At 69.6% G+C, this 19,430-nt stretch carries 12 protein-coding genes; 7 read left to right on the top strand and 5 right to left on the bottom strand.

The annotated features are described in order from the left end of the window. Nucleotides 1-111 precede the first annotated feature (111 nt). Nucleotides 112-2,820 (top strand): preprotein translocase subunit SecA, encoded by a 2,709-nt coding sequence (gene secA / locus ACX80J_RS00125; RefSeq protein WP_459346407.1) that lies wholly within the window; start codon nt 112-114, stop codon nt 2,818-2,820. On the opposite strand, the gene ACX80J_RS00120 is transcribed toward secA, so the two are convergent. After that, the gene (locus ACX80J_RS00120) at nt 2,821-3,435 is read right to left on the bottom strand and encodes an Rv3235 family protein (protein WP_459346406.1); all 615 of its coding nucleotides are present in this window, start codon (nt 3,433-3,435) and stop codon (nt 2,821-2,823) included. It lies immediately after the preceding gene. Nucleotides 3,436-3,607: 172 nt separating this feature from the next. Beyond that, nucleotides 3,608-4,600 carry a LysM peptidoglycan-binding domain-containing protein gene (locus ACX80J_RS00115; RefSeq protein WP_459346405.1) on the bottom strand — a complete coding sequence of 331 codons (993 nt, stop codon included), beginning with the start codon at nt 4,598-4,600 and terminating at the stop codon, nt 3,608-3,610. Nucleotides 4,601-4,717: 117 nt separating this feature from the next. Between ACX80J_RS00115 and ACX80J_RS00110 the strand changes: the two genes are divergently transcribed. Continuing rightward, the gene (locus tag ACX80J_RS00110) at nt 4,718-5,278 is read left to right on the top strand and encodes a hypothetical protein (protein WP_459346404.1); all 561 of its coding nucleotides are present in this window, start codon (nt 4,718-4,720) and stop codon (nt 5,276-5,278) included. Between the two features lie 55 nt (nt 5,279-5,333). On the opposite strand, the gene ACX80J_RS00105 is transcribed toward ACX80J_RS00110, so the two are convergent. Next, nucleotides 5,334-5,558, bottom strand: coding sequence for a helix-turn-helix domain-containing protein (locus tag ACX80J_RS00105; protein WP_459343601.1), 225 nt, complete (start codon nt 5,556-5,558; stop codon nt 5,334-5,336). Nucleotides 5,559-5,738: 180 nt separating this feature from the next. Between ACX80J_RS00105 and ACX80J_RS00100 the strand changes: the two genes are divergently transcribed. The 4 genes from ACX80J_RS00100 to ACX80J_RS00085 all read left to right on the top strand — a co-directional run bounded on the left by ACX80J_RS00100 (nt 5,739) and on the right by ACX80J_RS00085 (nt 14,227). Next, nucleotides 5,739-6,392, top strand: coding sequence for a CpaB family protein (locus tag ACX80J_RS00100; RefSeq protein ID WP_459343600.1), 654 nt, complete (start codon nt 5,739-5,741; stop codon nt 6,390-6,392). Continuing rightward, nucleotides 6,389-7,714, top strand: coding sequence for an AAA family ATPase (locus ACX80J_RS00095; protein ID WP_459346403.1), 1,326 nt, complete (start codon nt 6,389-6,391; stop codon nt 7,712-7,714). The genes ACX80J_RS00100 and ACX80J_RS00095 overlap by 4 nt, the downstream gene beginning before the upstream one ends. Nucleotides 7,715-7,761: 47 nt before the next feature. Further along, entirely contained in the window at nt 7,762-12,600 is a 4,839-nt protein-coding gene (locus tag ACX80J_RS00090; protein WP_459346402.1) for an NAD-glutamate dehydrogenase, read from the top strand. A gap of 148 nt (nt 12,601-12,748) precedes the next feature. Further along, the gene (locus ACX80J_RS00085) at nt 12,749-14,227 is read left to right on the top strand and encodes a sensor histidine kinase (protein ID WP_459346401.1); all 1,479 of its coding nucleotides are present in this window, start codon (nt 12,749-12,751) and stop codon (nt 14,225-14,227) included. Between the two features lie 100 nt (nt 14,228-14,327). Here ACX80J_RS00085 and ACX80J_RS00080 read toward each other — a convergent pair whose 3' ends face one another. Continuing rightward, nucleotides 14,328-14,576, bottom strand: a complete 249-nt coding sequence (locus tag ACX80J_RS00080) for a WhiB family transcriptional regulator (protein WP_055769355.1) — start codon at nt 14,574-14,576, stop codon at nt 14,328-14,330. Nucleotides 14,577-14,818: 242 nt separating this feature from the next. Here ACX80J_RS00080 and ACX80J_RS00075 point away from each other — a divergent pair, with 242 nt between their 5' ends. Beyond that, entirely contained in the window at nt 14,819-15,241 is a 423-nt protein-coding gene (locus tag ACX80J_RS00075; RefSeq protein WP_459346400.1) for a hypothetical protein, read from the top strand. Here ACX80J_RS00075 and ACX80J_RS00070 read toward each other — a convergent pair. Continuing rightward, entirely contained in the window at nt 15,204-19,391 is a 4,188-nt protein-coding gene (locus ACX80J_RS00070; RefSeq protein WP_459346399.1) for an FtsK/SpoIIIE domain-containing protein, read from the bottom strand. The two genes, ACX80J_RS00075 and ACX80J_RS00070, sit on opposite strands and share 38 nt — an antisense overlap. Between the last annotated feature and the right edge of the window lie 39 nt (nt 19,392-19,430).

Raw genomic sequence — 19,430 nt, 5'->3', positions numbered from 1 at the left:
GTTCCAGGTCGTCGCATCGTGGCGCGGGGGAACCAAAACGGGGCACCGAACGTCGCTCACGTAGACTAGACACGCCATCTTTGGGCAGCATCAGATTGGGAGCAAATACCAGTGCCATCACTTCTTGAACGAGTACTCCGCACCGGCGATAAGAAGACACTGAAGCGACTCCGCAACTACGCTGACGCGATCAATGTCCTCGAGGACGAATTCCGGGAGATGTCCGACGCAGAGCTGCGTGGCGAAACCGACCGGTTGAAGAAGCGCTACGCCGACGGCGCGACCCTCGACGACCTGCTGCCGGAAGCCTTCGCCGCCGTGCGTGAGGCGTCGAGCCGGACGCTCGGACTCCGCCACTTCGATGTCCAGCTGATGGGCGGCGCCGCCCTCCACCTGGGCAACATCGCGGAGATGAAGACCGGTGAGGGCAAGACCCTCGTGGCGACCGCGCCCGCCTACCTCAATGCCCTGACCGGCAAGGGCGTCCACGTCGTCACGGTCAACGACTACCTCGCCGAGTACCAGTCGGACCTCATGGGCCGCGTCTACCGCTTCCTCGGGCTGACGAGCGGATGCATCCTCTCCAAGCAGGATCCCGCGACCCGCCGCGAACAGTACGCCGCCGACATCACCTACGGCACGAACAACGAGTTCGGGTTCGACTACCTCCGCGACAACATGGCCTGGAGCGCCGCCGAACTCGTGCAGCGCGGTCACAACTTCGCGATCGTCGACGAGGTCGATTCGATCCTCATCGACGAGGCCCGTACGCCGCTCATCATCAGCGGCCAGGCATCCGGTGACGTCAACCGCTGGTACAACGAGTTCGCGAAAGTGGTCCAGAAGCTCTCCGTCGGAGTGGACTACGAGGTGGACGAGAAGAAGCGCACGGTCGGTGTGCTCGAGGACGGCATCGAGAAGGTCGAGGACTACCTCGGCATCTCCAACCTGTACGAGTCCGCGAACACACCGCTGATCGGCTTCCTGAACAACGCCATCAAGGCGAAGGAGCTGTTCAAGCGCGACAAGGACTACGTCGTCCTCAACGGCGAGGTCATGATCGTCGATGAGCACACCGGCCGGATCCTCGCCGGCCGGCGCTACAACGAGGGCATGCACCAGGCCATCGAGGCGAAGGAGGGCGTGGAGATCAAGGCCGAGAACCAGACTCTCGCCACCGTGACCCTGCAGAACTACTTCCGCCTCTACGACAAGCTCTCGGGCATGACCGGCACCGCCGAGACCGAGGCCGCCGAATTCATGTCCACCTACAAGCTCGGCGTGGTGCCCATCCCGACGAACAAGGAGATGGCCCGCAAGGACCTATCGGACCTCATCTACAAGAACGAGGTCGCCAAGTTCGACGCCGTCGTCAAGGACATCGTCGAGCGGCACGAGACCGGCCAGCCGGTCCTCGTCGGAACCACGAGCGTTGAGAAGAGCGAATACCTGTCGAAGCAGCTCGCGAAGGCGGGTGTCCGCCACGAGGTGCTGAACGCGAAGAACCACGCACGCGAAGCGGCGATCATCGCGCAGGCCGGTCGCAAGGGTGCGGTCACCGTCGCCACCAACATGGCCGGGCGTGGCACCGACATCATGCTCGGGGGCAACGCCGAGTTCAACGCGGTCGCAGCGCTGGAGAAGGCGGGGCTCGATCCGGCGGACGATCCCGAGGAGTACGAGGCCCGGTGGCCCGAGGCCCTCGAAGCGGCGAAGGAAGCGGTCAAGGCCGAGCAGGAGGAGGTCCGCGAACTCGGCGGTCTGTACGTGCTGGGTACGGAGCGGCACGAGTCACGCCGCATCGACAACCAGTTGCGAGGACGCTCGGGCCGCCAGGGCGACCCCGGCCGGTCCCGCTTCTACCTGTCGCTCACGGACGACCTCATGCGGCTGTTCAACTCCGGCGGAGCCGAGCGCATCATGAACAGCGCCACGATGCCGGACGACGTCGCCCTCGAGTCGAAGCTGGTCTCCAAGGCGATCGAGAACGCCCAGGGCCAGGTCGAGGGGCGCAACGCCGAGCAGCGCAAGAACGTCCTGAAGTACGACGACGTCCTGAACCGCCAGCGCGAAGCCATCTACGGCGACCGCCGCAGGATCCTCGAAGGCGGCGACCTCAAGGAGAAGGTGCAGTTCTTCCTCGAGGACGTCATCACCGCGATGGTCGACGAGGCGACGGAACAGGGCCACGGCGACGACTGGGACTACGACCTCCTGTGGACGAACCTCAGGACGCTCTACCCGATCACGCTGACCGCCGACGAGGTCATCGAGGAGGCGGGCGGCAAGTCCAAGCTGACCCGCGATTTCCTGCACGACGAGATCCTCTCCGACGCCAAGCTCGCATACCAGGCGCGTGAAGAGGCACTCGGCGAGCAGACGATGCGTGAGCTGGAACGACGCGTGGTCCTGTCCGTCATCGGCAGGAAGTGGCAGGAGCACCTCTACGAGATGGATTACCTCAAGGAAGGCATCGGCCTGCGCGCCATGGCCCAGAGGGATCCGCTGGTCGAGTACCAGCGCGAGGGCTTCATCCTCTTCCAGGCGATGATGGAGTCGATCCGCGAGGAGAGCATCGGGTACCTCTTCAACCTCGATGTCGAGGTCTCCGCCCCGGCGCAGACCGGGCTCCCGGGAGTGACGGACGGGCGGGGCGTGGTGCAGGCACCCACCATCAAGGCCGCAGGACTCGACGCCCCGGCGAAGCCGGCCACCCTCAACTTCACGGCGCCGAACGCGCAGGGCGACGCCGAGATGCACGTGGAGCGGAACAAGGTGCAGGCCGAGGCCGCGGGGGGCAAGAAGTCCCGCAAGAAGTAGTCAGCCGATCTCGAGGGCGGTGACCCGCCACGCTCCGCGCCGTTGCTCTATCCGAAGAGCGACGGCGCGGACCCGTTTCTGGTCGAAGGTGACGACGGACGCCTCGTAGACGCCGGGGCTGATCGGGCACACCCGGGCCGAGCGCACCACGACGTGCCGGTCGGCGCTCGGGCGTGGCTCTCCGTGACCCGTGCTCCGGGCCGCGTCGATGCACCGCACGAGGTTCGCGCGGAGCTGGAGCCGTTCGTAGTTCTCGGGATCGAGCCAGCGCGCCATCTGTTGCAGGGGGCGTGATCCTCCGAGCACCTCCAGGGCACCCTGCGCAACCGACCGGGCGATCCCCGAGATGCGCTGTGACAGGTCCGGGTCGGCTTCCCACGGAGAAGTCCCTGCCCCGGTCCTGTCCGGCAGGGTCCCGGTCGGCGCGGGAGAGGCCGACGGCTCCGCCGGTGCTGGAAAACCGTGTGCTGCTGACGGTCCGGCCGGGGGCCTCAGCTGGATGATCGTGGCTGGGCCGGCCGCAGCAGGCCGGTCGGGGGACGGCGGGGCCGGGCGGGATGCCCCGCCGGCCTCGGCGAGCAGGGCGGCTGGGCGGGAACGGGTTGCGGCAGTCACGGGATGTCCTCTCCTTGCTGGTGCGGCAGGCGACGTCCTGCCTGGGTCCTCCTAGGGGCAGGGTGCACGGGAAGCATCGGTGTGCTTGCCGTGCTCGATGCGGCGATGCGCGACCTGCTGCGCGACGTGGTGCTCAACAGAGTTCCTCGCGGCTGCGCCCGACGGCGCCGGTTCAGGGCGAGGGCGCCTGCAGGACCTGACCCGGCAGGAGGAGTGAGGGATCGTCGCCGATGACGGACCGGTTCGCGTCGAACCAGGCGGGCCAGGTTTCCGCTATGTCGGCTGCAGTAGCAAGTGGCCCGAGTCGACGCGCGGCGATGGACCAGAGTGAGTCACCGGGTACCACGACGACCTCCGCCGTGGCGGTCCTCCTGGTGTCCGGGCGGACCAGAAGCCCTCCCTCGAGAGGCATCGGCGCCGGTTCCCATGCGGGCGACACGGGCGACACGGGCGACACGGGCGCCGGTTCCCATGCGGGCGACACGGGCGACACGGGCGACACGGGTGCCGGTTCCGGCGCGGGCGCCGCGGGTGCCGGTTCCGGCGCGGGCGCCGCGGGCGCTGGTTCCGGCGCGGGCGACACAGGTGCTGGTTCCGCCGTGGGCGCTGGTCCCGGCGCGGGTGCGGAGGACGCCGCGGGAATCGGCGGTGCGGGCGGTCGTTGCTCCGCGTCCAGTCCGTCCGCATGCGTCGAGGCAGCAGAAGGCGACCAATAGGGCGATCCCGCGCTCCCGGACGGATCGGCACCAGTTCCGGCGTCGGCCGTTGACCGTGCAGGGAGAATCGAGCACCCGGTGACGGCGGATCCCGGACCGGCATCGGGGCCGCCGGGTGCTGCCTGCGCCACCGCGGGCATCGCCAGGAGCTGGACTCCCAGGAGGGCAGCGGCGAGCCGCCGCATGAATGCGGGAGCGCATCGCCCGGCGAACGCCCCCGCCGCCACCAGACCCTGTCGCTCGAGGATTTCGGCGATGACCGCGACCGCCAGCGTGAGGACCCACCAGCCGACGATCACCACACCCAGCAGCGACAGACACACGCCGAGGACGTCTTCCAGCCCTTGCCCCGGCGCCTGCCCGGAACGGGACAAGACTCCTCCGGCGGCAGCCGATACGACGCCGCATGCCAGGATGATGACGGCTTGTACTGCGTCCGAGCTCCTCATAGGACACCTCCTCTTGCTTCAGTTTGATGTAGTTTGGTGCAGTTTGTCTACGCCCACTCATCCTTGGTGCATTGTGAGGCTGTTGACCGCAGCCTGAACGGGCCCTACGTTGTGGGCATGCGGTGGGATGCTCTTTTCCATGATCTGGAGTCACAGTTGCAGGCCGCGACGGACGCCCGGCAGGAGAGTGAGATCAGGGAGCGCACGCGCTCCGAGCAAGCGCGCGTGACGCTGCTGCAGCGGTTGGCCGGCCAGACGGGACGACCGGTCGGCGTGTCGACCACGGGAGGCCGCTCGCTCACGGGTGTCCTGACGAATGTCGGCTCGCAATGGATCGCCCTGGCGGTGGAGGAACGGTCGGTCATCGTGCCGCTGTCGTCGGTGCAGGTTCTTCGGAGCCTGGGGCGCAGCGTAGGCCAGCCGCTCTCGGGGATCCAGGCGAAGCTCGGACTGGGATCGGCACTGCGGGCGCTGTCCCGGGACAGAGCACAGGTAGCGCTCTGGGTGGCGTCGCCGTCATCGCGCTACGCCGGTGTCATCGACCGGGTCGGCGCCGACTTCCTGGAGCTGGGACTCGTCGCGCCCGGGGACGAGAGGCGTGCGCCGAATATCCGGGAGGTCCTCACGGTGCCCTTCGCATCCATCGACACGCTCGACTCAGTGGCACGGACGCAGTAGGCGCGATCCCGGGCGCCACGAACAGCAGCAGAATGCGGCGGGGCAGCAGGGACGGTCAGACGAGTGGATTGTCGGCTTCGGTCCTCAGCGCGGAGGCGGTCTTCTCGTACGCCTTGGCAATGTACTCCTCGAGGACCCGTGTCTCGACGCGCCACTGGCCGCGCCCGCCCACCTGGATGGCAGGCAACTCGCCGGACCGGACGAGGGCGTACGTCTGCGACGAGCTGATGTTGAGCACTTCACCGACATCGGCGAGGGTGAGAAAACGCCGCTCGGCCACGGGTCCGCCTTTCCTGGTTCTTCCGGTACGGCTCCAGTCTGCCACCGGCAGTGTCGTTTGACGGGGATATCCACACTTCGGTCCGATTTGCTGCCGGTCGGTTCCTTTTGGGCCCGTCGTCCACAAGAATTGCGGTCGGGACCGCTCATCAGGGGCGGCACAGGTCCTTTGGGGGCGACAGTGACGACCGATACGCGGATCACGGACACGCAGGGCGCGGCCCGCCTGAGGAAACCGTCCTGGAAGGACCCCCGTCTCCTCATCGGAGTGCTCCTGGTACTCGCCTCCACCGTCGGCGTCATCGCCCTCCTCGCCAGCCAGGACAGGACCACGGACGTGTACTCGGCTCGGCAGGACATCGCTGTCGGGACCGCACTGTCGCCCGAAGACCTCGTCGCCGTGCCCGTCCGCCTCGGCGCTTCGACAGGTGCCTACCTGCGGGTGTCGGAGGGGATACCCGAGAACGCGGTTCTCACGAGGCTCGTCACCGAAGGGGAACTCGTTCCCGCGGCCGCCGTCGGTACAGCCGATGACCTGGACCGGAAACCTGTCGGGCTGAGCGTCGAGGATCCGTTGCCCACCGGGACCGCTGCCGGCGACCGCGTCGATGTCTGGGTCTCCCTCCGGACCGACACGAACTCCTACGACGAGCCCCGGTTGCTCCTCGAGGCCGCCGAAGTCTCCGAACTGACGGTGGGGGAGTCGGCCCTCGGGGCGAGCGCCTCCACCCTCGTGCAGGTGCTCGTCGATGACGAGGCCATGCCCGAACTGCTCGACGCCCTGTCCAACGACGCCCGCATCGCCGTCGTCCTGAATCCGGGCGCCGGTTCGTGAACATCCCCGTCATCACGCTCGGGTCGCTGGCGAACGCCTACGTCCCGGGCCTCGAGCAGCTTCGCGGACCGGTCACCGTCGTGCGCCGGTGCGAGGAGCTCGCCGAGCTCATGGCCGCGTGCCAGACAGGTCTCGCGCGAGCGGCGATCATCGCACCCGGCGCCGTCGAACTCACCGCGTCCCTGGCCGACAGGCTGCGCTTCGCGGGGGTCGTGATCGTCGCCCTGACCGACGGCCCGAGCGCCCCCGCCATCGAGGGGGTCGAGTACGTCGCGTCCACCGCCGGTCCCGCCACGCTCGCCGACGCGGTCTCGCGGGCGGTCGAGAGGTTCGACGCGTCGGTTCGTCCCCGGGGCTCCCTCACCTATGCGGATCCGCTCGACGTCCCGGAGGCGACGCCCTCGCCCGTCGATACCGGGGACGAGTCGGCGAACGGCTCCGCGGACGGCCGCATCGTGGCCGTCTGGGGGCCGGCCGGCGGTCCGGGACGCACGACCGTGGCCATCAACATGGCAGCGGAACTCGCCGCGGCGGGAACGTCGGTCCTGCTGGTCGACGCCGACACCTACGGGGCGAGCATCGGCGCGTCGCTCGGGTTGCTCGACGAATCGGCGGGTCTCGCCCAGGCCTGCCGGATCGCGGACCAGGGCGGGTTCGGCGGCGCGGCACTCGGCCGGACCGCCGTGAGTGTGGCCATCAAGGGCGGACGCCTCCGGGTGCTGACGGGCATCACCCGCCCGGACCGCTGGCCCGAACTGCGTCCCGCCGCCCTCGGCCGGGTCCTGGAGGCCGCCCGGTCCCTCGCGGAGGTCACCATCGTCGACTGCGGCTTCTGCATCGAGGCCGACGAGGAACTGAGTTTCGACACCCTCACGCCGCGCCGCAACGGTGCAGCCCTCCGGTGCCTGGAGATGGCCGATTCCGTCGTCGCCGTGGGCGGAGCGGACGCGATCGGTGTTCCACGCCTGGTGAAGGCGCTCGCCGAACTCGCCGACATCGTCCCGACGGCCGCCCCCCGGGTGGTGTTCAACAAGGTGCGGGCCGCCGCCGTCGGACGCGTCCCGGAGACCCAGTTGCGGGAGGCGTGGGAGCGCTTCGGGCCGTCCGCCGGGATCTCCGCTTTCCTGCCCGCCGACGGCGCGGCCGCCGACCAGGCCCTCCTCGCGGGCACCGCGCTGCTCGAAACGGCGCCCGGCTCGGCGCTGCGCCACGCGATCGCGGCACTCGCCGGGGTGCCGACCGCGGAGAGGTCCCGGCGCCGGCCCGGGCGGCTCCTGCCCAACGTGAAGTTTTCGGGCAACACGGATAGGCTTCCACGGTAAGAGGTCGCAATGGCGCGGCCTTTAATTTCGTTACGGAGGCCCTTCCCATGTCGTCTGGATCCAGGACAACGGATCAGTCAAGCTCGGACACTGCGCGGGAGGGTTTCGTAGAGCACTACTTCGAGCATCTCGCGCGCGAGGATGCCGCCGGATACCTCCTGACGGACCTCCGCCAGCGTGCCTTCGCGCACCGCGACCTCGCCGAATCCCGGACACCGGGAACCGCCGCCATCGGCGTGATGGACCAGGGCAACGCGAGCGTGGTCATGATCGTCACGGATGACATGCCGTTCCTGGTCGACTCCGTCACCGCCGAGCTGGTCCGCCAGAATGCGGCGATCCAGCTCGTCGTCCACCCCACGTTCCTCGCGGTGCGGGAGGACGGAGCGTCGAAGCTTGCGGCGCTCGAGCGCGTCCCCTCGACGGCGGGAGCCTCGAGCGGCGACACGGCCGCGCTCCCCGACATGGGCGAGCTGGCCGGGCTGGCGGGTCACTCCGCGCACATCGAGTCCTGGATCTCTGTGGAGGTCGCGCGTCTTCCCGACTCCGCTGCCAAGGAGTCGGTCATCGACGGACTCCACCGCGTGCTGGGGGATGTCCGGTCGGCGGTGGAGGACTGGCCTGCCATGCGCGACCAGGTCCGTTCCGTCGAAGCGTCCCTCGGCTCGATCGCGGGCGCGGAGGACATCCCCGACCTGCGGCAGGCGCAGGAACTCCTGCAGTGGCTCGACAGCGGCAACTTCACCTTCCTCGGCTACAAGGAATACGACCTCGTGATCGACGAGGCAGGCGATGACGCCCTCCGCGTCCGGGAAGGCAGCGGCCTCGGTCTGCTCCGGCACGGGATCGGGGGCGGGCACCTCCAGCGACTCACGGGAGCAGGCAGGGCCAAGGCGCGGGAGCGCCGCGTCCTCGTCATCACGAAGGCCAACTCACGGTCGACGGTGCACCGGGCCGCGTACCTGGACTACATCGGTATCAAGAGCTTCGATGCCCAGGGGAACGTGAACGGCGAGCGCCGCTTCATCGGCCTGTTCGCGACCAGCGCCTACACGGGCTCGGTGCGGAACGTGCCGCTCGTCCGCGACAAGGTCACCGAAGTCCTGCGGCGCTGCGGATTCCCGTCCGACTCCCACTCGGGGAAGGACCTGCTGTCCATCCTCGAGACGTACCCCCGCGACGAGCTGTTCCAGATCGAGGTCCCCGACCTGGTCTCCACCGCTCTCGGGATCCTCCGGCTGCAGGAGCGCAGGCGCACCCGGCTGTTCCTGCGCCCGGACGTGTACGGGCGCTTCATGTCCGCCCTCGTCTACCTGCCCCGCGACCGCTACACCACGAGCGTGCGGTTGCGCATCGAGGAGGAACTGCGGACGGCGCTCGACGCCGACACGATCGACTACGAGGCACGGATGAGCGAATCCGCCCTCGCGCGGCTGTTCTTCCGCATCCGGCTGCAGAAGGGGGCGGAGGTCCCCGACATCGACGCCGCGCAACTCGAGCGGCGCCTCGTACGGGCCGCCCGCTCGTGGCCCGAGGGCGTCGTCGAGGTCGCCCAGGAGCGCTTCGAGCAGGACACGGCGCGTCGCCTCGCCTCCCTCTGGGCGGAATCCTTCCCGCCCAGCTACCGCGTGGACTACGAGGTCGAGGACGCGCTGGAGGACATCGCCCGGTTCGAGCAGCTCGCCGACGCGGGAGCGGGAGTGCCCCGGCTCCACGTGTACGTGCCCGAGCGCCGGGAGCCCGGCAGCGCCGAGGACGCGCGGCTCAAGCTCTACCTCACCGAGGCGAAGAGCCTGACGCAGATCCTTCCCTACTTCCACAACCTGGGCCTCGAGGTGCTCGACGAGCGGCCGTTCGGCATCACGCGGTCGGACGGGCGATCGTTCTTCCTCTACGACCTCGGCCTGAAGTACCCCGCCGAGATCTCGCCCCTCGGGACGGCGAGCCTGCTGCAGGAGGCGTTCGGCGCCGCGGTCACCGGAGACAGCGAGTCCGACGCATTCGACCGGCTCGTCCTCAGCGAGCAGCTCGGCTGGCGCCAGGTGCTGATCCTCCGCGCCTACGCCAAGTACATGCGTCAGATGGGCAACACGAACTCCTACGGCTTCGTCGCCGATACCCTGCGGCGGAACGCGGTCGTCAGCCGCGCCCTCGTGGCCCTGTTCACGGCCCGCTTCGATCCCGACCTCGAGGGCGACCGGGCGGCGGCCACCGATGCCGCACGGGCAGCACTGGACGCGGGACTCGAGGCCGTCCCGACGCTCGACGCCGATCGCGTCCTGCGCACGTTCGCGAACCTCATCGACGCGACCCTCCGCACGAACTACTTCCAGGACAAGCGCCACGTCAGTTTCAAGTTCGACACCGCCCGGATCGACGGCGCGCCGTTCCCGAGGCCCAAGTTCGAGATCTGGGTGTACTCGCCGCAGGTCGAGGGCGTGCACCTCCGCTTCGGCAAGGTCGCCCGTGGCGGCCTGCGCTGGTCCGACCGGCGCGAGGACTTCCGGACCGAGGTGCTCGGCCTCGTGAAGGCCCAGACCGTGAAGAATGCGGTCATCGTGCCGACCGGCGCGAAGGGCGGTTTCTTCGCGAAGCAGCTCCCCGACCCGACGGTCGACCGCCAGGCCTGGCTCGCGGAGGGCCAGGCGAGCTACCGCACGTTCATCCGCGGCCTGCTCGACATCACCGACAACGTCATCACGAACGGCACGACCGAGTCGGTCCTGCCGCCGGCGCGCGTCGTACGGCACGACGACGACGACACCTACCTCGTCGTCGCGGCCGACAAGGGAACCGCGTCGTTCTCCGACATCGCCAACGAGCTGTCGGCCGAGTACGACTTCTGGCTCGGTGACGCGTTCGCGTCCGGAGGATCCGTCGGCTACGACCATAAGGCGATGGGCATCACGGCGAGGGGCGCCTGGGAGTCCGTGAAGCGGCACTTCAGCGAGTTCGACGTCGACACGCAGACCGACGACTTCACCGTGGTGGGCGTCGGCGACATGAGCGGGGACGTCTTCGGCAACGGCATGCTCCTGTCCGAACACATCCGGCTGCTCGCCGCCTTCGACCACCGCCATATCTTCCTCGACCCGAACCCCGATGCCGCGACGTCCTTCGCCGAGCGCCGTCGCCTGTTCGACCTTCCCCGGTCGAGCTGGGAGGACTACGACAGCACGCTGATCAGCTCCGGCGGCGGCGTGTACCCGCGGCAGGCCAAATCCATCCCCATCTCCCCGGAGGTGGGCGAGGCCCTCGGACTCGACGCCGGAGTGACCAAGCTCAGCCCGCCGGAACTGCTCCGGGCGATCCTCCGGGCGCCCGCGGACCTGCTCTACAACGGCGGCATCGGCACCTACGTGAAGGCCACGGACGAGACGCACGGCGACGTCGGTGACCGGGCGAACGATGCCATCCGCGTCAACGGCAGCGAGCTGCGCGCCCGCGTCGTCGGTGAGGGCGGCAACCTGGGCATGACCCAGCGGGGCCGCATCGAGGCAGCGCTGTCCGGGGTCCTCCTCAACACCGACGCCATCGACAACAGCGCCGGCGTCGACTGCTCGGACCACGAGGTCAACATCAAGATCTTCGTCGACCGGATGGTGCGCGCCGGGCGCCTGCAGCCGGAGGAGCGGGCGGAGTTCCTGCACTCGATGACCGACGAGGTGGCGCACCTCGTGCTGCAGGACAACATCGACCAGAACGTCCTCCTGCTGAACGACCGCCAGAGGGTCGTCGAATGGAGCCCGAGCTATGAACGGATGATGGACTGGCTCGAGAAGAAGGCGGACCTCGACCGGAACCTCGAAGCGCTGCCGACGACGGCCGAACTCCGCAGGCGAGCCGATGCCGGGCGCGGTCTCACCTCGCCGGAACTCTCGGTGCTCGCCGCCTACGCGAAGATCGAGCTGACGAGGGTCCTCTCGGCCAGCACCCTCGCCGACGATCCCTACTTCAAGGGCACTCTCCGCCGGTACTTCCCGCGGCAGCTGGTGGAGCGGTTCGATGACCTGCTCGACACGCACCCCCTGCGCCGCGAGATCATCTCGACCGTCATCGCCAACGACGTCATCAACCTCGGCGGGATCACCTTCGCCTTCCGCGTGATCGAGGAGACCTCCGTACCCGAGCCGGTGGTGGCACGGGCTTTCGTGGCCCTGCGGGAGATCTACTCGCTGGACGAGACCGTCGATGCGCTCGCGGTCCTTCCCGCGGACTTCCCGACCGATCACTGGACCACGGTCCACCTGGACCTGCGCCGTCTGCTGGACCGGGCGGTGCGCTGGTTCGTGAACCACGCGGAGCCGGGCTCGTCGGTGACCGAGGACATCAACGCCTTCAAGCCGCTCGTGGCTCCCTTCAGGGCGCGGCTCTCGGAGTACCTGCGCGGCTGCGACCTCGAGCGGGCACGCGACGGCATGGCGACGGCGAGGGCGTGGAACCTGCCGCAGGAACTCGGCCGCCACTGGGCAGAACAGTTCGAGTCCTTCCCGCTGCTGGACATCGCGTACAGCACACGACGGGTCGACGAACCGGTGGAGAACATCGCCAAGGTGTACTACTCGGTCTACGACCGTTTCGAGGTCGACGACCTGCTCGAGCGGATCACGAAGCTGCCGAGGACCGACCGCTGGCAGGCCCTCGCCCGGGCGGCCCTGCGCGACGACCTCTACTCCACGGTCGCCGACATCTGCGTGGCGGTCATGCGGGCCACCAGCACCATGCAGGACCGCGACGCCGGCGAGCGACTGCTCGCGTGGCAGGAGCAGAACGCCGACCAGTTGCAGCGTGCAAGCAACATGTTCGCCGAAGTGAACATGCTGGAGAAGGACGACATCTCGTCCCTCTCGGTGGCTCTCCGGCTCCTGCGCTCCATCGTGCGGTAGCCCGGCAGTCCCTCCGGTCAGCGCCAGGGGATCGGGAGTGACAGACTGGACCTGCGGCACCCGTCCCGCAGGTCCGGTCCGTCGTCGGCCGCCGGACGTGGAGCCCGTCGCTGGATCGGCCCGAGCACCCGAGCAATAGAGAGATTCCATGGCTATCTTCACTGACCCCATCCGCGAGTACACAGGGTTCGAGCCCGGCGATGCCGAGTGGCTCCACCTCCTGGTGGGGGACTGGCAGATGGTGGCCGACCTGGCGTTCGCGGACCTCGCGCTCTGGTTCCCCCTCGACGGAGGAGGCTATGTGGCGCTCGCCCACGCCCGGCCGTCCACCTCGCACACCGTGTTCCACAGCGATTTCGTGGGGGAGCGCATCCGCGCGGACCTGCAGCCGCTCGTCGATCTCGCCTGGGAGTCGCAGAAGATCGAGCGCTCCGGCGAGACGAACTGGACCACGGAGATGGCGATGCGCGTCGAGGCGGTCCCGATGGTGCGCAACGGCCGGACGCTCGCCGTCGTCACGACCCACATGGACCTGTCCAGTTCGAGGATGCCGTCCCGCCTGGAGCTGACGTACCGGCAGTGCGCCTACGACCTGCTGCGGATGGGGACCCTCGGACTGTGGCCCGATTTCGCGACGCCCACGGGGTCGCGGCGCGGCGCCCCCCGCGTGGGCGACGGGCTGATCCGGCTCGACGTCGACGGCATCGTCCAGTACGCCAGTCCGAACGGCGTCTCCGCCTTCCGCCGGCTGGGCGACGTCGAGACCCTCGAGGGCCGGCCGCTCGCGGAGATCACCACGGCCCTCCTGAAGGATCGGCGGATGGTCGACGAGACCCTTCCCCTGGTCGTGACCGGACGCATGCCCTGGCGCACCGAGATCGGCTCCCGCGGCGTCAGCCTGTCGCTGCGCGCCATCCCGCTGCGGGACGAGAAGGAGCGCTTCGGAGCACTCGTGCTGTGCCGGGACGTCTCCGAGCTGCGGCGCCGGGAGATGGAGCTCGTGTCCAAGGACGCGACCATCCGTGAGATCCACCACCGGGTGAAGAACAACCTGCAGACCGTGGCGGCGCTGCTGCGGATGCAGTCCCGCAGGATGGTCAGCGAGGAGGGCAAGCTCGGCCTCGAACAGGCCATGCGGCGCGTGTCGACGATCGCCCTGGTGCACGAGACGCTGTCGCAGGGTCTTGCGCAGAGCGTGGACTTCGACGAGCTCATCTCCCGCCAGTTCCGCCTGTCCGCGGAAGTCGCGTCGCCGTCCCAGGCGGTACGCACCGAACGCAGCGGCGATTTCGGGGAACTCCCCAGCGATCTCGCGACGCCGCTGGCCCTCGTGATCAATGAACTCGTCACGAATGCGGTCGAACACGGTCTGTCCGGGCGGGCAGGAACGGTCTGGCTCAGGGCCAACCGCAGGACCGAGGCCGACGGCGAGGAGATCCTCCGCGTGACGATCGAGGACGACGGCGTGGGCCTGCCCGCCGGCGGGCACGCGGAGGGACTGGGCCTGCAGATCGTCCGGACCCTCGTCACCAGTGAGCTGGGCGGGACGATCGAATGGAGCACCCGCCCCGGCGGCGGTACCTCCGTCACTCTCGAGACGGACCTGCGCCTCAACCAGGGGAGCTGACCGCGGGCGTCCATCCCGGGAACGACGAAGGGCCGCCCGGAGGGCGGCCCTTCGTCATCCATTCAACTGCCTGGCTGCGCCGGGTGCGTCCCGGCGCCGATCATGAGGCGCGGCGCGCCCTTGCGGCCCGACGCTTGAGCGCACGGCGCTCGTCCTCGCTCAGTCCACCCCACACTCCGGCATCCTGCCCGGATTCGATGGCCCACTGCAGGCAGGTGTCCTGTACCTGACAGCGGCGGCAGACGCTCTTCGCCTCCTCGATCTGAAGAAGTGCCGGTCCGGTGTTACCGACCGGGAAGAACAGTTCCGGGTCCTTGTCCAGACAGGCTGCGCGACTACGCCAATCCATGGTGATCACATTCTCCTCTAGCCTCGCTTCTCGGATGTTTGTGAAAACATTCACGAGGGGGCTCATAGTAAAGGGGCCGACTTCGGCCCCCGGGTTTGCACTGCATTTAAGGCTGTCACGTTACCAACTCGTAAACAAGGGTTTTACCGTTCTAATTGGCTCGACGCGTGAGGGGTATGTCACAGCCGCCTCGTCCCTTACACTGCGCCGACCCTGCCGAAGCCGTCGGGTAGGGTTCGAGGGTGGCCACAGACCCAGCCCCGGATCCCTCGAACCGACCACGCGGCGTCCTCCTGATCGCCGCGGTCCTGATACTCGAGGCGGTCGCACTCGTCGTACTCGCCGCAGGTTCCGTCGTGGCGATCTTCGGAGCCGACCCCGTCTCGGTCGGACGCTCGGCCTTCCTGGTGGTCCTGCTGCTGCTGGTCGCGGCGTTCCTGGGTGCCCTTGCTCGGAAACTAGCGGCGGGCTTCCGGTGGGCGCGATCGCCGTCCCTCGTCGTCCAGCTCTTCCTGATCATCCTGGCCTTCCCCTACTTCTCATCCGGCAACCCGGTCATCGGGCTCCTGCTGCTGGTCCCCGCCGCCGCGGTCATCGTGGCCCTGTTCACAAAACCCGTCGTCGACTTCACGGCGCGGACGATCGGGAACGATAGAACGCTGTAGGTCCGGCAGGTCCGGCAGGTCCGGCAGGTCCGGCAGGTCCGTCCGGTCCGGAGGGTCCGTCCGGCCGCGCCGCATTGGCGCCCGGAGCAAGCGCCACCTGGACCTCGACGACGTGCGCCGGATCGCAGGCGAAGCCCCGTCCCGGGATCGAGGGCCCGTCGACGTCGAGCCGTACCCCGAAGAAGTCGCCGTCCCCGGGCAATCTCGGTGACAGGACGAACCCGCGGCCCGTCCCGCGGGCCACGAGCGAGAGCGGCACACGGGCCAGCAGCGCATGGTTCGGTGGAGCGGACAGCACCGCGGCGGCACCGGCGGCGACGAACCCCGAGAGTGCCTGCTGGACGTCGCCGGGCAGGTGGTCGGCGTCGTCGACCACCAGGATGCAGCGCTCCGGCGGGGTGGGACCGGCGCGGCGCGCGGTGAGGTCCCGCCAGAACGCCGCCACCCCCTCCCGCCCGGCGCCCTCCGGGGGCGCCAGGACTGTACGCCGTGGAGGAAGCGCGGCCGCGGCCGCAAGGACCCGGAGGGCGTTGGTGCGACCCGACGACGCGTGTCCGAGCACCAGGTAGACCTCGCCGGGCCGCACGCTGACGGAGTAGGGGCTCAGGTCGTCGCCGGCCACTCCCAGCAGCAGCCCGCCGCGTTCCTCCCCGTACCCCCTGCGCGCAGCGAGCCGTCCGAAGGGGACGGAGAGTGGAAGGGGGTGTACCGGAAACGGAGGCCTGGCGGGAGGGCGGGCCGGGAGCAGGATGGTCTCGGACTGCAGAACCAGTTGGCAGGCGCCGTCACCCCAGCTGCCCGTGATCCTTCCCTGCGCGAAACCCCGCCCTGCCACGGCGTCGACCGGCGGCATCTTCGGCCAGGTCATGGTCATCTCCGCATGTGCACCGAGGGGCAGGTAGACGCGGTTCGGCAGCAGGGCGAAGAACCGCGACGAGGTGAGGTCGCGGTCGCCGTCGACGAGTACCGCCACTCCGCTCTGGGCGCCGTCCCGGACGACGGCGTGCAGGTCGTCCTCCGCGCGGGCGAACCTGCCGGTGCGGAACTGACTGCTCCAACGTCCCCATCCGGTGATCACGAGGACGATGGATGGTGCGTCGTCCTGTCGGAGCACGGGCAGGGCCGACAGCCGCTCAAGCACCCGGCAGGCCCGCTTCGTCTCGGAGGGCTGCACGTGGGCGCCGACCTGGAGGCTGAGGGCATGGCCCGCCAGGGTGCCGTCCCCGTCGAGCAGGTACAGGTGTACGTGCGGGTCGGCCAGCAGGGACGCTACGGCCGACCCGAGGGCCGTGTCCGCTCCACTGCCGGGGAGTCCGACGAGCGCCAGGTGCGAATGGTCTCCGGGCCGCCACTGCAGGAGACGCTGCTCCTGGCGGTCGGGGAAGTCGGCGACGCCGAGGGCGATGGCGGGACGCGGAGAGGTCGCCGGTGACGGCGGGTCGGCAGGCAGGAACGCGGAACACCCGGCGGGGGAGAGCGTGGCGGGCAGGGCGGGCAACACGGGGGATCGGGGACCTGGCGGGCCCGGTCGGGCATGCGTCCCGGCATGCTCGAGTGCGGCAGCGGCGAGATTCCCGGCTGCCCGGTGAAGGATGCTGTGGTCCGCGGCGTCACGGCTGCCGAGCCCGGCCGCGCCGTCGCCGGTGCCGTCGACCGGGGGAGCGGGATCATCGGCCGCGGGTCGAGGACCGGTCTGATGGCTTCCGGCGCCTCCGAGATAGGCAGCAAGATCCTGCCATCCGGGTGAACCCGACGGTGCAGGCAGGACCGAGCACGACGCCACCTGGAAGGCGATCGGGGGCTCGGCTCCACGGCGCAGGAACGCCCTGCCCGGAAGATCGACGGAGATGTTCGCTGCCGCCGCGGACCCGAGCAGGTCCTGCGACTCCCCGGCCGTCTGGACCCTCAGGAGCACGGACGAGGTGACGTTGGCCCGAATGTCCGGCGTGACCGCACCCTGCGCCCGCTGGGTGGCGAGCACCAGATGGACCCCGAGCGACCTGCCGAGCGCGGCGATCTTCATGAGGTCCGGGACCGCGGTCGGGACCTCGTCGCTCAGCATCCGGAATTCGTCGATCACGACGACCAGCCGTGGCGGACACGAGGACGGGGACACCCGGCGCAGCTCCGCCAGTCCGTCGGCGCCATGCTCGGCGCACAACTGCTCGCGGCGCCGGAGCTCCGCGCGGAGCGAGATCAGGGCACGTCCGGTCGACTCGGACGACAGATCGGTCAGGCAGCCGACGCAGTGCGGCAGCGCCGCGAGGGTGCCGAGGCCTGACCCGCCCTTGTAGTCGATCAGGAGCAGCGCCAAGTGCTCGGGAGCCTGGTCGAGGGCGAGTCCGAGCACCAACGTCCTCAGGAACTCCGACTTCCCGGAACCGGTCGTGCCGGCGACCAGGAGGTGCGGACCGTCCCGGACGAGGTCGATGGATACCGGGCCGGAGCCTGATTCACCGAGATACGCCCTCGGGCGCCGGACGTCAGCCGAGGACCACCGGCCGGCAGCGGTCGTCGCCAGCTCATCAGGGCTTCCCTCGCGGGACCACAGGGAGGCGGACCGCGGTGGGACGGCGACCTTCCCCGCCGCGGCGCCGGGCGCAGCGGGCCGCACGGCGCCCGCGGCTGCTCGGGCGAGGGTGCGCGCTACCCGTTCGAACGTCCGGGCGGACACGCCATCGGGAAGGACGTCGTACTCCCGCCCGTCGATCCGGGCGCGGGCACGGCCCCCGGTGAGGGTCATGCCCGCTCCCGCCATGTCCGCTCCGGCTGCAGGGCGGCTTCCCGACGCGGTCGGGGGGCTGCTCCGCCGGCCGGTGAAACGGAGGACGAACAGGCCCTGCGCATGCGGAAGGCGGGGGAGGTCGCCGGAGAACTGGAGCACCAGGCGCACGCCTGCCTGCCCGATGAACTGGGCCAGCACGCCGGCGTCCCGGGTGAGGCGCACGTTCGGAAGGAACCGGGCGGAGTGCGGAAGGTCCGCTGCAGATCCCCAGCAGAGAACGGGTGGGGCGCCGGATTCGGGGTGGGCCAGTTGGAGCAGGACAGCGCGGGCCAGCGCCTGCACCGCCCCGGTGTCCCCGGCGATGGTGAAATCCTGCCTGCCGGTGTCCTGTGCGCGGCATGTGCAGGGCAGGACGAACGGCAGCTCGGGGAGGATCGGCGGGATGAAGGATGCCTCGTCCCTGCCGACCGAGAGGTGCGCCGGCTGGTGAGCCGCCCCGAGCCGCAGCAGGAACACGTCCGGGGCTGCTCCGGTCGGTCGTCGGGGTCCTGACCGGCAGGCCCGGAGCGCGTCGAGGGCTGTCTGCCCGGGATCGGGAACCGCCCGTGCGCGCCGTACCGCGTCCTGCTCCGCGGCACGCTGCACGGCGGCCCCGAAGGTCCGGGCGGACCGGCGATACGTCAGCAGGGGCACCAGGCCCGTGACTGCGGACAGGGCGCTGAAGGCGAGGAAGAACCACATGCCGGTGGTCAGTGCCAGGACGACACCGAGGACGAGCGGCAACAGTGCCGTCAGGACCAGGAGGCGGGACGGCTGCCGGGGCGGGTCCGCACCGACGGGCAGCGGGTCGAGGAGATCCGGGGTGGACACGGCCGTCCATCCCTCGTCGTCGATCAGTTCGATCCGGCACCGGCTCGCTCCGAGACGAAGGTGCGCCGCCACCGTGATGGGAGCACGGGTGATGCCCGCCCCGTCGACGGATGTCCCGTTCACCGAGCCCAGGTCCTCGAGGACGATCGAGTCCTCCGTCACCGTGAGGAGGGCATGGTTCCTGGACACCGCAGGGTCGGAGACCACGATGTCACTTCCACTACGGCCGATGGTGTAGCTGCCCCGCGTGAGCGGAATCACCTGGCCGGCGTCGGGGCCCGAATGGACGACGAAGACCAGAGGGGGAACGTATGCAGGAGGGCCCGCCTCGGGGCGGCTGCCGGCGACGATGACGGCGCCGTCCACCAGTGCACCGACGTGCGGGACCAGCGTGGTGAGCAGGACGCCGTCGACGGCGAACGGGCCGGGGTAGCCGGCGGCTTCGAGGCGGCCGGCGAGGGCGGCGCCCGTGGGAAGGGCGTCCGTGTCGACGACGATCTCCCGGGGAGGAAACGCCGCCGGGGGACCGCTCGCGAGGGTGACGTGCAACTCCACGGAGACCTCCTGGACGATGGCTGCATCCGAGGTTAGATG

This window comes from Arthrobacter rhamnosi (genome assembly GCF_054510975.1).
Note: the sequence above shows the minus strand (reverse complement) of the source record. Positions and strands in the feature narration are given on the sequence as shown.